The sequence below is a fragment of the Salinicola sp. CR57 genome, assembly GCF_003206585.1.
GTDB classification, from domain to species: domain Bacteria; phylum Pseudomonadota; class Gammaproteobacteria; order Pseudomonadales; family Halomonadaceae; genus Salinicola; species Salinicola lusitanus.
This window is the reverse complement of the sequence record NZ_PZJL01000001.1, coordinates 632867-647520: the sequence shown is the minus strand read 5'-3', so window position 1 is coordinate 647520 and position 14654 is coordinate 632867. Positions and strand designations below refer to the sequence as shown.

Sequence of the window (14654 nt, the reverse complement as noted above, 5' to 3'; positions counted from 1 at the left end):
GACGCCCCGCCTGGCGGCGGGGCCGATCATCAGGACGTTGCGCCCTGCACCGCCATCGCCAGCTGCTCGGCGGCGACATCGCTGGGCATGTCGCTGTTGACGAACGAGGAGATGATGTCGAAAACGGCGTTCTTGACCGACGCCGGTGCGGCATAGCCGTGCGCCATGCTGCCCATCAGCGTGTGGTTCTTGGCCGCGGCCTTGACCTGCTCGTAACCGCGCTGGGCGCAGGCGTCCAGCTTGTCGGCGGAGAGGTCCATGCGCGCCGGCACCGAGCCCTTGATCTGGCTGAAGGCGATCTGGAACTCGGGCGAGCCGATGATAGTGGCCATGGTCTGCTGCATCTGCTGCTGCTGAGCATCGTCGGTATCGAACATGATCATCAGGTCGCTGTTGAAGGTCACGGCGTCCTGGGTGCCCGGGGTGCGGAAGCACATGAAGTCCTTGCCCGGCGCGAGATTGGCGTTGAGGAACTCCCCTTTCGCCCAGTCGCCCATGATCTGGTAGAGCGCCTTGCCGTTGATCACCATCGCCGTGGCCAGATTCCAGTCACGGCCGGGCGAGTTGTCGTCCTTGTACTGCAGCAGCTCGCGCAGGTGGTCGAACGACTGGGTCATGGTGTCGGAATCGAGCGCCTCGGGATCGAGGTCGATCATCGCCTTGCGGTAGAAGTCGGCGCCACCGGTGGCCAGCACCACGTTCTCGAACACCGTGGTGTCCTGCCATGGCTGGCCGCCATAGGCCAGGCCGGTGTAGCCCGCGTCCTTGGCCTTCTTGAGCGACGCGATGAAGTCGTCCCAGGTCTTGGGCTGCTCGATATCCAGCTCATCCATCAGCGACTTGTTGGCCCAGACCCAGTTGGTCGAATGGATCTCGAACGGCGCACCGATCCAGTGGCCCTCGTACTTGGCGAACTGCTGCAACGGCTGCGGGAAGACCTCGTCCCAGTTGCCCGCCTTGGCGACCTCGTCGAGGGAGCTCAAGGCGTCGCGCTTGGCCCAGTCCTGGGCATCGTAGCCGAGCACCTGGGCCGCCGTCGGCGGGTTGCCAGAGGTGATCCGCGAGCGCAGAACGGCCATGGCGTTGGTGCCGGCACCGCCCGCTACCGGCATGTTCTTCCAGCCGATTCCCTGCTCCGACAACCCATCCTTGAGCGCACCCAGCGCCTTGGCCTCACTGCCCGAGGTCCACCAGTTGAGCACCTCGACCTCGCCGTTGGTGGCGGTATCGGCAGCCACTGCACTCGTCGGCAGCGCAAACGCGAATGGCAACAGAGCCAGTCCCAGGCAATTCATGACGATCTTGTTTCGATTGGCGTGCATCCCTTCGATTCCTCTTCTTGTTGGGGAGCGGTATCTCGTTCTTTTACGAAACGGCCCACTTTATTCGATGCCTTGGTGGGGTGATCGCGACTATTGCCCAACCGCTTTTGCCTAACAATACAACCATGGATGCACGCCCGGTCGCGTCGGGTGCCACTGGCCGACGCCACCGCGCATGGTGGTGCGCTTTCCGGCCAGACGGGCTCGGCTTCTCCACCCAAAGTCGCATCGACCAATGCGCTATATCGCGGGGCCGAGGTCACGGCCGATTGACTTCGACAAGGCGGGCTGCCGCGCCAACGACAGGCAAAAAAAACGGCCCATCCCGAGGGATGAGCCGCTGGTTCAACAGGCCCGCGCTGGCGGACCCGGTACTAGGGCCTTGTCCAGTCACGCAACGAAGCCTGAGCGGATTCGACGCGCAACCGGAAGGGACGGGCCCTAGATGTCCAGATTGGCCACCAGCGCGAAGCGCTCGATGAAATCACGACGCGGTTCGACTTCGTCGCCCATCAGGGTGTTGAACATCTGGTCGGCGGCGACGGCATCCTCGATGGAGACCCGGAGCATGCGCCGTGAGCCCGGATCCATGGTGGTCTCCCACAGCTGATCCGGGTTCATTTCGCCCAGCCCTTTGTAGCGCTGGATGCTGAGCCCGCGTTGCGCTTCCAGCATCAGCCACTCGAGCGCATCGTAGAAATTGCCGATCGGCTTCTGGCGCTCACCACGGGCGATATAGGCGCCCTCTTCGATCAGGCCATCGAGGGTCTCGCCCAGGGTGGCCAGCGCGCGATAGTCGGCGCTGCGGAAGAAGTCGATGCCCCAGACGTAATCCGTGGTCACGCCGTGAGCCGTCAGCGCCACGCTCGGCATCCACAGGCCGCGCTCGGTGTCTTCCTGCAGTTGGAAGGTATAGCGCGGGCCGCCCTCATGGGCGATCAGCGAGTCCATCGCCACCTGGAGCTCGTCGATCCAGTTCTGCATGGTGTTGCGGTCGTCGAGATTGGTTTCGTCGAGCTTGACCGCGTGAACCATCTTGCGCAGCACGGCGTTGGGATAGACCCGTGACAGCCGGTCGATGCGCTTCATCACGTCACGATACTGGTTGACCAGCGCTTCCAGATTCTCGCCCGCGATGCCCGGTGAGTCCGCATTGACGTAGAGCCGCCCGCCATCCAGCGCCGTGGTGGTGAGGTAGTCGGTCATCGCCTGCTCGTCTTTCAGGTACATCTCCTGCTTGCCACGCTTGATCTTATAGAGCGGCGGCTGGGCGATGAAGACGTGGCCGCGCTCGATCAGCTCCGGCATCTGGCGGAAGAAGAACGTCAGCAGCAGCGTGCGGATGTGCGAGCCGTCGACGTCGGCATCGGTCATGATGATGATCGAGTGGTAACGCAGCTTGTCCGGATTGAACTCCTCGCGCCCGATGCCGCAGCCCAGCGCGGTGATCAGCGTCCCCACCTCGGCGGACGAGAGCATCTTGTCAAAGCGCGCCTTCTCGACGTTGAGGATCTTGCCCTTGAGCGGCAGGATCGCCTGGGTACGCCGATCGCGCCCCTGCTTGGCGCTACCGCCGGCGGAGTCGCCCTCCACCAGGTAGAGTTCGGAGAGACCGGGGTCCTTCTCCTGACAGTCGGCCAGCTTGCCGGGCAGCCCGGCGATATCCAGCGCACCCTTGCGCCGGGTCATGTCGCGGGCCTTGCGCGCGGCTTCCCGGGCACGGGCGGCATCGATCATCTTGCTGACGATCGCCTTGGCCTCGTTGGGATGCTCGATCAGGTAGTCGGAGAATTGGCGGCTCAGCTCCTGGTCGACCGCGGTCTTGACCTCGGAAGAGACCAGCTTGTCCTTGGTCTGCGACGAGAACTTGGGATCCGGCACCTTGACCGAGATGATCGCGGTGAGACCTTCACGGGCGTCGTCGCCGGCGGTCGCCACCTTGGCCTTCTTCTGGATCTCTTCCGCTTCGATGTAACTGTTGAGGGTGCGCGTCAGCGCAGCGCGGAAGCCCGCCATGTGGGTGCCGCCGTCACGCTGCGGAATGTTGTTTGTGTAGCAGAACACGTTCTCGGTGAAGGTGTCGTTCCACTGCATCGCCACTTCCACGGCGATACCGTCTTCACGCTGGATCTCGAAGTGAAAGACCGGGTTGATCGCGGTGCGATTGGTGTTGAGGTGGTCGACGAAGGCACGCAGGCCGCCTTCGTAGTGGAACAGCTCCTCGCGGCCGTCGCGCTCGTCGACCAGGCGAATGGCGACGCCGGAGTTGAGGAACGACAGCTCGCGCAGACGCTTGGCGAGAATGTCGTAATGAAACTCGATATTGGCGAAAGTATCGCTGGACGGCTTGAAGCTGATCTGGGTACCGGACTTCTCGGTCTCGCCGACGATGGCGAGCGGCGCCTGCGGCACACCGTGGTGATAGATCTGTTCGTGGACCTGGTTGTTGCGCCAGATGGTCAGCTTGAGCTGCTCCGAGAGCGCGTTGACCACCGAGACCCCCACGCCGTGCAGGCCACCGGACACCTTGTAGGAGTTGTCGTCGAACTTACCGCCGGCGTGGAGAACGGTCATGATGACCTCGGCCGCGGAGACGCCTTCGGCGTGGATATCGGTGGGGATGCCACGACCGTCGTCGGAGACGGTCACCGACTCGTCCGGATGGATGACGATCCGGATCTCGCTGCAATGACCGGCCAGCGCTTCGTCGATGGAGTTGTCGACGATCTCGAACACCATGTGGTGCAGCCCGGTACCGTCATCGGTATCGCCGATGTACATGCCGGGACGCTTGCGCACCGCGTCCAATCCCTTGAGGACCTTGATGCTCGATGAATCGTAGGCCTGTTCGCTCATTGCTCACTCCATGGTGAAATCATTCCGAATGCAGCCGCCCGCCGGCCAGTGTCGATGCCACGACATCCGTTTGTGGCTGCCAGACGTCGGCCAGCGCCGCGCGATCGACGCTGGTGATGAAGACCTGGCAGTTGAGCCGCTCCAACCATTGGCAGAAGATCCGCCGATGATCACCGTCGAGCTCCGCCGGCAGGTCGTCGATCAGGTAAAGGCAGGTGCCTCCCGTCAACTGCTCGAGCAGGCGCCCCTGGGCCAGCTTCATGGCGCTGACCACCAGTTTCTGCTGACCGCGCGACAGTACCTCCACCGCGGGATGGCGGCCGACGCGAATACGCAGGTCGGCACGCTGCGGCCCCTGCTGGGTAAAGCCCATCTGGCGATCGGTGTCGCGCCCGGCCTCGAATACCTCCAGCAGGGCCCGCTGCCGATCCCAACCCCGCGAATAGCGCAGCGTCAGATCCGGCAGTGGCAGCAGCGCCGCCAGGGTCTCTTCGAACACCGGCAGGAAGCGCGTCATGTAGCTCGCGCGCAGCCCGTCCAGACGCTCGCTCCAGTGGGCGAGTTCACGCTCCCAGACATGGATCGACTGGACGTCGATTCTATCATGTCTGAGCAGGGCATTCCGATGTTTCAAGGCCCTTCTGACCCGCTTCCAGCTGTCCAGAAACTCCCGCTCGGCGTGAAACACGCCCCAATCGAGGAACTCGCGTCGGGCGGCCGGCGAGCCTTCGAGAAGACGGAAAGCATCGGGGTTGATCAACTGCAGCGGCAGCGCCTCGGCCAACTGGGTGATGCGCGAGGCGCGTTCGCCATTGACCCGCAGCTCGAGCTCGGTGCCATCGCGGCGACGACGCACCCCGACCGGCAGTGGCGGATCGCCGGCCAGCCGCCCGAACAGCGTCACCTCATCGGCATCGTGATCGATCAGCGCCTTGAGCTTCTGGGTCCGGAACGACCGCGCCATTCCCAGCACGTGGATGCCCTCCAGCAGCGAGGTCTTGCCGCTGCCGTTGGGCCCGGTGATCAGATTGATGTGCGGCCCGGGCGCCATCTCCAGCGCACCCAGATTGCGCAGGCCGTGAAAACTCAACCGATCGAGCGGCATGGCACGTGACAACTCATGGCAAGAGACGAGAGGAAACGCCCGGACCGCGGGCAGCGTGGAAAGAAGCACCCGAACATTTAACCGCCGAGATGGAAGAAGTTGGCGAGCGACGATCAGGCGCGGCAAAAATCGGCGAACCAGCGGAGCTTATGTGGGTATAAGTGAGCAAGGTTCGCCGGTTTTTAACAAATCATGATCGAGCGCAGCCACTTCCCTGCACTCAAAGGCGCATCGGCATGACCACGTAACGGGCATCCCCCCCGCCCGGCTCTTCCATCAACGCCGAACTGTTGGCATCCGACAGCGTCATCTGCATGCGGTCGGCGTCGAGCACGTTGAGCACATCGATCAGATAGCCGACGTTGAAGCCGATCTCCAGCGCGTCGCCCGAGTACTCGATGCTGACGTTCTCCTCGGCCTCTTCCTGCTCGGGATTGTTGGCCATCACCTTGAGGTTGTTCTCCTCGAGGTGGAGGCGCACGCCGCGGTACTTCTCGTTGGAAAGGATCGCCGTACGCGCCAGGTTCTGGCGCAGCTCGCCGCGCTCGGCGATGAACACCTTGTCGCCGCCCTTGGGAATGACCCGGTCGTAATCGGGGAACTTGCCATCGACCAGCTTCGAGGTGAAGGTGAATTCACCGGTGTTAGCGCGGATGTGGTTGGAACCCAGCATCAGCTCGACCGGCTCGTCGCTGCCGTCGAGCAGACGCGTCAGCTCCAGCACGCCCTTGCGCGGCACGATCAGCTTGCGCGGTGCCTCCATCTCGATCTCGGCGCTGCGTTCGCAGACCGCCAGACGGTGGCCGTCGGTGGCGACCGTGCGCACCAGATGGTCGGCCAGTTCGAGCAGCATGCCGTTGAGGTAGTAGCGCACGTCCTGCTGGGCCATGGCGAACGAGGTCGAGTCGATCAGATACTTCAGCGTGCCCCGCGGCAGCGACAGGGTGGTGTCGTTCTGGCCATCTTCGATGTTGGGGAACTCGGCCACCGGCAGCGTGGAGAGCGTGAAGCGCGAACGCCCGGCGCGCAGCACGACACGGCCATCCTCCAGCGAGAAGCTGATGTCGGACTGGTCCGGCAGCGACTTGCAGATATCCATCAGCTTGCGCGCCGGCACCGTGACGGACCCTGGCTCGTCCACCAGCGCAGGCGTGGCACGGCCGATCAATTCCACCTCGAGATCGGTACCGGTCAATGCCAGTTGTTCGTTCTGGACTTCGATCAGCACATTGGAGAGCACCGGCAGGGTCTGGCGGCGCTCGACCACCCCGGCCACCAGCGTCAGCGGGCGCAGCAGGGCTTCGCGAGAGATGGAAAATTTCATTGGGGCTCCGTTGTTGGTTCAATAAGCCTGAAGTTGAATCCGGTACCGGTGGATCGCTTTGCATCATGGGACGGACGAGGAGACCGTCGGGCCGCGCCGTCTCATTCTTGCCGTGCCGGTCGTCGCTAGCAATCCCCGCGGCCAGGGAATTCGTCACACGCCGACTCAACTGGTCAGCAGTCGCATCAGATTCTTGTAGTCCTCGCGGATGTCCGCGCTCTCCTCCTTCAGCGCCACCACCTTGCGACAGGCGTGCAGCACCGTCGTGTGGTCGCGGCCGCCGAAAGCGTCACCGATCTCGGGCAAACTATGGTTGGTCAGCTCCTTGGCCAGCGCCATCGCCACCTGGCGCGGCCGCGCCACCGAACGCGAGCGGCGCTTGGAGAGCAGATCGGCCAGCTTGATCTTGTAGTATTCCGCCACCGTGCGCTGGATGTTCTCGATCCCGACCTGCTTGTCCTGCAGTGCCAGCAGATCCTTGAGCGACTCGCGGATGAAATCCTGGGTGATCGGCTTGCCCATGAAGTGGGAGTCGGCAATCACCTTCTTCAGCGCCCCCTCCAGCTCGCGCACGTTGGAACGGATTTTCTGGGCAATGAAGAACGCCGCATCGTGGGGCAGATCGACCTCGGCCTGATCCGCCTTCTTCATCAGGATCGCCACCCGGGTCTCGAGTTCCGGCGGCTCGATCGCCACCGTCAACCCCCAGCCGAAGCGCGATTTCAGGCGCTCCTCGACGCCGCTGATCTCCTTGGGATAGCGATCCGAGGTCAGGATCATCTGCTGTCCGCCTTCCAGCAAGGCGTTGAAGGTGTGGAAGAACTCCTCCTGGGAGCGCTCCTTGCCGGCAAAGAACTGGATATCGTCGATCAGCAGCGCATCGACGCTGCGATAGAAACGCTTGAAATCATTGATCGCGTTGAGCTGCAGCGCCTTGACCATGTCGGCGACGAAGCGCTCGGAGTGGAGATAGACCACCTTGGCGTTGTCTCTGAGACCCGCGAGGTGGTTGCCCACCGCATGCATCAGGTGGGTCTTGCCCAGACCCACGCCGCCGTAGAGGAACAGCGGATTGTAGGCCCCGCCGGGGTTCTCGGATACCTGGCGCGAGGCGGCCCGCGCCAGCTGGTTCGACTTGCCCTCGACGAAGGTTTCGAAGGTGAAATTGGGATTGAGTCCGCTGCCGTGCTTGAGGCTACCCTCGACCTGGACCTGGCGTTCGCTGCCCCGGCGTCCACTCTCTTCGCGTTCACGGGTTCGATCGAGCTGCTTCTCCTCGGCCGCCTCGTTGGAGCGCGGGCTCGTCTGAATCCCCGGCGCCGTGGATCGCTGAGGCTGACGACTCGGGGCGGAAACCGGCGCGCCAAGACCCCGCGGCGACACCGCCGCGGCCCGCCGGCTCCCCACCGTCAGGTGGACCTTGGGAGGCTTGCTGCTGGAGGCAACCTCGCGCAACAGTTCGTTGATCCGCTTCAGGTACTTGTCGCTGACCCAATCACGGACGAATCGGTTGGGGGCCAACAGACAGAGTTCGTCCACTTCGCCGTCCTCGGCCTGCAGAGGACGAATCCAGGTATTGAATTGCTGAGAGCTCAACTCATCCTGCAGCGAGTTCAGACATTGTTGCCAGAGAGCGACAGACACACGACCTCACCGAACGTTGAGAGAGAATAGAAAAAACGGCCGCACATTGTAGCGTCGGCCTGCCAGGTTATCCACACGAAGTCGACTTTCCAACAACTGTGGATAACTCGCCCGTCACCGCTGGCAATACTGTGGATGTCCAGGGTAATCCGCGTGGACAAGGCGGTGTGGACGGTCTTGCCACCGGCTGGCGATCCTCACCCTATGCACGGCTCGTTCGCAACTTCCCCACAACCCAGAAAATCCATTAAACCAATGATAAATATTGATTTTATAGGGTTATCCACAAAGGTTATCCCCGTCGTTAACCACATGGTGTGATTGACACCCTCGAGCAACTTCGATCTCGCACCCCGAGCCGGTAACCGGCATCGCCACGACAATCGTCGATGGCCACCCACGCCACCGGTCTCCCGTCCGGGGCGTAACGGCTGGCGATCCACTCACAACGGGGTGTGGATAATTCACGGAAAAATTGCACCCGAACCGCGGATTCACTAGAATTCCCGCTCTTGAGTCGAGTGAGCCCGCTTCCCGCGAATGCGCCGGGCGTCCCGCTTCAACCAGTTTTCTTTAGAAATCAACTAATTGGGAATTAGCAACTATGAAACGCACCTTCCAGCCCAGCGTTCTGAAGCGTAAGCGCGTCCACGGTTTCCGCGCCCGCATGGCCACCAAGAACGGCCGCCAGGTCATTGCTCGTCGCCGTGCCAAAGGCCGTAAACGCCTGAGCGCCTGATCGGACGCCGGGTGTCCGATCAGCGTTTTCCCCGGCAGCTGCGGTTGCTGAATGCCGGGGACTACAAGCACGTCTTCGACCACGCTCCCTACAAGGTCCATGGTAAAGGATTGCTGGCGTTGGCCCGACCCAACGCTCTGGGCCATCCACGGATCGGGTTGATCTTCAGCAAGAAGAACGTGCGCCGTGCCGTCGACCGCAATCGCCTCAAGCGCCTCGTGCGCGAATCCATTCGCCATCAACAGCATCGTTTACCGGCAGTGGATATCGTCATACTCGCGCGACGAGGGGTACATGAGCTGGACAACGCCAGCGTCGCCCGCCAGCTCAATGGCATGTGGCGACGCCTGGAGAAGTCCGCTCGCCAGATGCGTCAAGACGTTTCGTCTTCCTGATCGGACATCCCCGCGCCGAAGGCCGGGGAGCACCGGCGAACCTCGCCGGTCGATCGCCGATGCCCGGCGCCCACCGACCCATTCCCTTACCGGGCAGACCCCTATATGGATTTGAAACGACTCCTTTTCGTGATTCCGTTGGCCGTGCTGGCCTACCTGCTGATCATGCAGTGGAATCAGGACTACGGTCAGCACGTCGTGAACAACCCGGCGCCGGAGATGGCGGCTTCATCGGGTAACGGCAATGACGGCGAGGGCAGCGCCCTGTCCGCGCCGACGGGCAGCAACGGTAAAGCCAAGCCGATTCAGGACGACATGCCCGCCGACGCCGATCCGGCCAAAGGCAGCAACCTGATCCAGGTCCAGAGCGACGTGCTGGACCTGCGTATCAATCCCAACGGCGGCGATATCGTCTACGCCGCGCTGTTCGGTCATGACCAGGCGCTCGACTCCGATACCCCCTTCGTTCTGCTCAGCGACAACAACGTGCGCAGCTACGTGGCCAAGTCGGGGCTGCAGATCGAGGGCCACTCCGGCCGGATCCCGTTCACCGCCGACCAGAACAGCTACAAGCTCAGCCAAGGTGAAGACTCGATCAACGTCGACCTGCATGGCAGCGTCAACGGCGTCGATATCATCAAGCGCTTCGTGATCGACCGCGACAGCTACGCGATCAAGGTCGAATACCTGATCGACAACGAGAGCCAGCAGCCGGTCACCGCCCGCTTCATCGGCCAGCTCGCCCGCGACCAGAGCGCCGACCCGACCAGCGGCCAGGGCGTCGGCATGCACTCGTTCCTGGGCGCCGCGTTCTCCTCGCCGGACGAGAAGTACAGCAAGGTCGACTTCGACGACATCCGCAAGGGCAACTTCCAGAACCGCGACGTGAAAGGTGGCTGGGTCGCGATGATCCAGCACTACTTCACCTCCGCCTGGGTGCCCAACCCGGACCAGCAGAACCTCTATTACGGCAGCGTCGACAATCGCGATCGTACCGTCGCCGCCTTCGCCGGACCCAACCAGACCCTCGAGCCCGGCCAGAAGGCGACGCTCGCTGCCACCCTGTTCGTCGGCCCGAAGGTGCAGGATCGCCTCGAGGCGGTGGCACCGAACCTGGAGCTGACCGTCGATTTCGGCTGGCTCTGGTTCCTGGCCAACCCGCTGTTCTGGCTGCTGGAGAAGATCCATGGCCTGATCGGCAACTGGGGCTGGTCCATCGTCCTGCTGACCGTCTGCGTCAAGATCGTGCTCTTCCCGCTGGCGGCCAAGGCCTACAAGTCGATGGCCCGGATGCGCAAGATGGGCCCGGAGATGAAGCGGCTCAAGGAGCAGTACGGCGACGATCGCCAGAAGATGTCGCAGGAGATGATGAAGTTCTACCAGAAGGAGAAGATCAATCCTCTGGGAGGCTGCCTGCCGATGGTGATCCAGATGCCGGTGTTCATCGCGCTCTACTGGATGCTGATGGAGTCGGTGGAGCTGCGCCACGCGCCCTTCATCCTGTGGATCCATGATCTCTCGGCCAAGGACCCCTACTTCATCCTGCCGATCATCATGGGCGCCACCATGCTGCTGCAGCAGTTCCTGAACCCGACCCCGCCGGACCCGATGCAGGCGAAGATCATGAAGATGCTGCCGGTGGTCTTCACCTTCTTCTTCCTGTGGTTCCCGGCCGGTCTGGTGATCTACTGGATCGTCAACAACTCGATCTCGATCCTGCAGCAGTGGTTCATCACCAACAAGGTGCTCAAGGAGGATGCCGGCAACGGCAAGGCCGTGAAAGCCAAAGGCTGACACGGCTCTCCCCCGCACCACCAGACCCCCGCCCCGGCGGGGGTCTGGCGTTTCAGGCTCTGGCTTTTCCGCACTGGCATTCCACCGAGAGCCCTCGGACAATGCCCGCCAGGCCAGCTACGATATCGATTCTCGGAGAAGCTCATGAACGCGCCGTCCCCCTATGCCCACGCGCCGCTTTACCGCCAGGACACCATCGCGGCCCTGGCTACGCCCCCCGGGCGCGGCGGCGTCGGCATCATCCGTATTTCGGGGCCGTCGGCAGAGGCCCTGGCGGAGCGCATTCTCGGGCATCATCCGACCCCGCGATACGCCCACTACGGGCCGTTCCACGGGGAGGGTAGCGTCATCGACGAAGGCATCGCCCTCTACTTCCCCGGCCCGAACTCGTTCACCGGCGAGGACGTGCTCGAGCTCCAGGGCCATGGCGGTCCGGTACTGATGGACATGCTGCTGGAGCGCTGCGTGGCGCTCGGTGCGCGGCTGGCCCGGCCCGGCGAGTTCTCCGAGCGCGCCTTCCTCAACGACAAGCTCGATCTGGCTCAGGCCGAGGCGATCGCCGACCTGATCGACGCCAGCTCCCGCGCCGCCGCGGAGAACGCCCTGCGCTCGCTGCAGGGCGAATTCTCCAGCCGCGTCTCACAACTGGTCAGCGAGCTGATTCAACTGCGTCTCTACGTCGAGGCCGCCATCGACTTCCCCGAGGAGGAGATCGACTTCCTCGCCGACGGCGTGGTCGCCGCCAGGCTGGCAGCCCTGCGCCAGACGCTGGAAACCGTCCGTGCCGCCGCCAACCAGGGTGCACTGATGCGCGAGGGCATGAGCGTGGTGATCGCCGGGCGACCCAACGCCGGCAAATCGAGCCTGCTCAACCGTCTCACCGAGCGCGACAGCGCCATCGTCACCGAGATCGAGGGCACCACTCGCGACGTGCTGCGCGAGCATATTCATCTCGACGGCATGCCACTGCACGTGATCGACACCGCCGGCCTGCGCGACACCCCGGATGCGGTGGAGCAGATCGGCGTCGCCCGCGCCTGGACCGAGATCGAGAAGGCCGACCGCGTACTGCTGCTGGTCGACGCCCGCACCACGCAAGAGACCGACCCTCAGGCGATCTGGCCCGAGTTCGTCGCCCGCCTGCCCCACCCCGAGCGGCTGACGCTGGTGCGCAACAAGATCGACGAGAGCGGCGAGGGCAGCGATTTCGACCTATCCACAACGCCTCCGGTGATCCGGATATCGGCGGAGACCGGCGCCGGTGTGGATAACCTCAAGACCCACCTCAAGGCGGTGATGGGATTCGATGCCACCACCGAAGGCCGCTTCTCCGCCCGCCGCCGGCATCTCGATGCGCTCGACCGAGCGGCCCAGGCACTGGCCAGCGGCACGGCCCAGCTCGAGGGCGCCGCCGCCGGCGAGCTGCTCGCCGAGGACCTGCGCGACGCCCAGCAGTCGCTCAACGAGATCACCGGCGAGTTCACCGCCGACGATCTGCTCGGCGAGATCTTCGGCAGCTTCTGCATCGGCAAGTGATCGGCCAAAGGTCGGCTTTTCCGATGCCCTCGCCGGCGTTATGCTGGTGAACCCATTCACACTCGAATGCCGATTTCCCATGTCGCCACGCATCCAGCATCCGCACGCTTTCCGCCTTGCCGAATTGTCGGTAGGGCCGCAAGTGCTGGCGGCGACACCTCCCCCCCGCTCATCTGTCGCGCGTGTCGTGGCCGACGTCGTGGCACCGCCCGCGGTCGTCGCTGGCGTGCAAGCGCCGCCACGCCCCGTCGCACTGGGCTGATCACGCCCGGCTATCCCAAGCCAGACAATTCCCGTTCGCTGTTCATGCAGGTCGACGCAGATCGCGTCCAGCAACGGGTCGTCACGTCTTCGACAGATGAGTCTTCACATGATCCGTTCTTCTTCATGGGGCCAGGCCGCCCCGATGGCCCTGTTCGTGCTGCTGTGGGGCAGCGCCCCGATCTTCACCCGCTGGGGGTTGGATCACGGTTCGCCGCTGGCGCTGCTGATCCTGCGCTTTCTGCTCGCCCTCGGCGTGCTGCTGCCGCTCGCTATCCAGCGCGAAGCCTGGCTGCCACCGCGGGGTCAGCGGCTACGCGTCGCCGGCGTCGGCACGCTGCTGATCGGCGGCTACTCGGTGTGCTACTTCGAAACGCTGGACCATGCCATCACTCCCGGGCTGTTGGCGACCCTGCTGGGCATTCAGCCGCTGCTGACGCTGCTGCTGACCGAGCGCCGGATCTCCGGCTGGCGCATCGCCGGGCTGCTGCTGGCGCTGTGCGGACTGGCGCTGGTGGTACTGCAGAGCCTGATGGCCGCGCGCTTTCCCGCGCTCGGGATCCTGCTGGCACTGGCCACCCTGGCCTGCATGACCCTCGGCGCGATCGGACAGAAGTCGATCACCCTGCCGCCGCGCCAGGTGCTTCCGCTGCAGTATCTGGCAAGCCTGGCGCTGTTCCTGCTGCTGACACCGTGGCGTCCGGTGAGCATCAGCTGGCAGCCGGGGCTGATCGTGGCCGTGGTGTGGTTGGGGCTGGTGATCTCGGTCCTGGCACAGCTGCTGCTCTACCGCATGATCCGTCAGGGCAACCTGGTCAACGTCACCAGCCTGTTCTACCTGGTGCCGATCGTCACCGCCGTGCTGGACTATCTGCTGCTGGGCAATGCGCTCTCGCCGCTGGCCATCCTCGGCATGGGTGCGATCCTCGGTGGCGTGGCGCTGGTGTTCCGTACGCGTTAGCCGCCCGCAGGGTACCGTGGTGCGCACACCGCGTTCATACTGAACGCCACCGCATACCGGAGATCCACGATGACCACGCGTACCCTGCTCTGCTACGGCGACTCCAATACCCACGGTACCGAGCCGGTCAGGACGCTGGGGCCGCTTTCACGCTACCCCCTCGAGACGCGCTGGACCGGGGTGGCGGCCGCCACCCTGGGCAGCGAATGGCGGGTGATCGAGGAGGGTCTGCCGGCACGTACCACGCTGCATGACGACCCCATCGAAGGGGTGCATCTCAACGGCCTGCGCTATCTGCGCCCGTGTCTGCTGAGCCAGTTGCCGCTGGACGTGATGACGCTGATGCTGGGCACCAACGATCTCAAGGCGCGCTTCTCCGTCACCCCCGACGATATCGCCCTGAGCATTCAGCGGCTGCTGCGGGAGATCGAGGCCACCAGCGCCCAGTTCGGCGTGGCCGCCCCCAAGGTGCTGCTGATCGCCCCGGCACCGATTCGCGAGATCGGCCCCCTGGCGGGCATCTTCACCGGCGGCGAGCGCAAGTCGCGCCAGTTGGCGAGCCGCTACCGCAAGATGGCGCGGGAGGCGGGGGTCGGTTTCATCGACGCCGGCACCCTGATCCAGGTCAGCGAAGTCGACGGCGTGCACATCGAGCCCGATCAGCAGCGCCTGTTGGGCGAGGCGATCGCCGCCGAAGTGCCCCGCCTGATCGACTGA

Annotated in this window: 11 protein-coding genes; 6 read left to right on the top strand and 5 right to left on the bottom strand. The window is 63.9% G+C overall.

The features are described 5' to 3' along the window. Window positions 1-29 precede the first annotated feature (29 nt). The 5 genes from DOM56_RS02965 to dnaA form a co-directional block, all read right to left on the bottom strand. Complete coding sequence (locus DOM56_RS02965; protein WP_198655644.1) at window positions 30-1322, bottom strand: ABC transporter substrate-binding protein; 1293 nt, start codon at window positions 1320-1322, stop codon at window positions 30-32. A gap of 441 nt (window positions 1323-1763) precedes the next feature. After that, window positions 1764-4178, bottom strand: coding sequence for a DNA topoisomerase (ATP-hydrolyzing) subunit B (gyrB, locus tag DOM56_RS02960; RefSeq protein WP_110707394.1), 2415 nt, complete (start codon window positions 4176-4178; stop codon window positions 1764-1766). A 19-nt stretch (window positions 4179-4197) separates the two neighbouring features. After that, window positions 4198-5283: a DNA replication/repair protein RecF gene (gene recF, locus DOM56_RS02955; protein WP_110707393.1), complete on the bottom strand. Its 1086-nt coding sequence runs from the start codon at window positions 5281-5283 to the stop codon at window positions 4198-4200. Window positions 5284-5503: 220 nt separating this feature from the next. Beyond that, window positions 5504-6607, bottom strand: coding sequence for a DNA polymerase III subunit beta (gene dnaN / locus DOM56_RS02950; protein ID WP_110601626.1), 1104 nt, complete (start codon window positions 6605-6607; stop codon window positions 5504-5506). Window positions 6608-6772: 165 nt separating this feature from the next. Further along, a complete protein-coding gene (gene dnaA / locus DOM56_RS02945; RefSeq protein ID WP_110707392.1) occupies window positions 6773-8251 on the bottom strand; it encodes a chromosomal replication initiator protein DnaA in 1479 nt (492 codons plus the stop codon). 604 nt (window positions 8252-8855) lie between these two features. On the opposite strand from dnaA, the gene rpmH reads away from it, so the two are divergent. From rpmH to DOM56_RS02915, 6 genes are all read left to right on the top strand, one after another. After that, window positions 8856-8990 carry a 50S ribosomal protein L34 gene (rpmH, locus tag DOM56_RS02940; protein ID WP_019019264.1) on the top strand — a complete coding sequence of 45 codons (135 nt, stop codon included), beginning with the start codon at window positions 8856-8858 and terminating at the stop codon, window positions 8988-8990. An 11-nt stretch (window positions 8991-9001) separates the two neighbouring features. Further along, window positions 9002-9385 (top strand): ribonuclease P protein component, encoded by a 384-nt coding sequence (gene rnpA / locus DOM56_RS02935; RefSeq protein WP_110601631.1) that lies wholly within the window; start codon window positions 9002-9004, stop codon window positions 9383-9385. 105 nt (window positions 9386-9490) lie between these two features. Next, window positions 9491-11179, top strand: a complete 1689-nt coding sequence (gene yidC / locus DOM56_RS02930; RefSeq protein ID WP_110601633.1) for a membrane protein insertase YidC — start codon at window positions 9491-9493, stop codon at window positions 11177-11179. A 144-nt stretch (window positions 11180-11323) separates the two neighbouring features. Further along, window positions 11324-12715: a tRNA uridine-5-carboxymethylaminomethyl(34) synthesis GTPase MnmE gene (mnmE, locus tag DOM56_RS02925; RefSeq protein ID WP_110707391.1), complete on the top strand. Its 1392-nt coding sequence runs from the start codon at window positions 11324-11326 to the stop codon at window positions 12713-12715. Window positions 12716-13085: 370 nt separating this feature from the next. Continuing rightward, window positions 13086-13937, top strand: coding sequence for a DMT family transporter (locus DOM56_RS02920; RefSeq protein ID WP_198655643.1), 852 nt, complete (start codon window positions 13086-13088; stop codon window positions 13935-13937). A 69-nt stretch (window positions 13938-14006) separates the two neighbouring features. Further along, complete coding sequence (locus DOM56_RS02915) at window positions 14007-14654, top strand: SGNH/GDSL hydrolase family protein (protein WP_110707390.1); 648 nt, start codon at window positions 14007-14009, stop codon at window positions 14652-14654.